Below are 545 nucleotides of genomic sequence, written 5' to 3' on the forward strand. Positions count from 1 at the left end.
CCTGCACCAACAGCGTCACCGCCAGTAGGGGCGCTCTGTCCACCTTCTGGGGATCCGCCCTGGCCACCTTCGTAGCCGGAGAGAAGCTGAATAACTTGCTGACGCACGCGTGGCAGATCAGCACCAAGCTTGACCAGGACCTGGGCGGCAACGCCCTCGCCCTCACGGATCAAACCGAGAAGCAGGAACTCAGTACCGATGTACTTGTGTCCCATCTGTAGTCCCTCGCGGAGGCTGAGCTCTAGGACCTTCTTGGCACGTGGAGTAAAAGGAATGTGGCCGGTGGTGGGCTGGGAGCCCTGGCCGATAATCTCTTCGACTTCCTGGCGGACGGCGTCCAGGGAAATTCCCATGGATTCCAAAGCCTTGGCTGCAACGCCCTCGCCCTCGTGACTGAGGCCGAGGAGAACGTGCTCCGTGCCGATGTAATTGTGGTTGAGCATGCGGGCCTCTTCTTGGGCCAGCACGACAACACGCCGGGCTCGATCAGTAAATCGCTCAAACATTTCGCCACACTCCTTTTACTGCGTACTTTGATGCTACGC

The 545-nt window shown here is 59.3% G+C and carries 1 protein-coding gene; it reads right to left on the bottom strand.

Annotated elements, in window-relative coordinates; genetic code table 11:
* Positions 1-506 (bottom strand): Clp protease N-terminal domain-containing protein (locus CXQ91_RS24315; RefSeq protein WP_308471436.1); only part of this gene is annotated, 506 nt, incomplete at its 3' end.
* Between the last annotated feature and the right edge of the window lie 39 nt (positions 507-545).

It is taken from the genome of Arthrobacter sp. Y81, assembly GCF_002929335.1.
GTDB lineage: Bacteria > Actinomycetota > Actinomycetes > Actinomycetales > Micrococcaceae > Arthrobacter.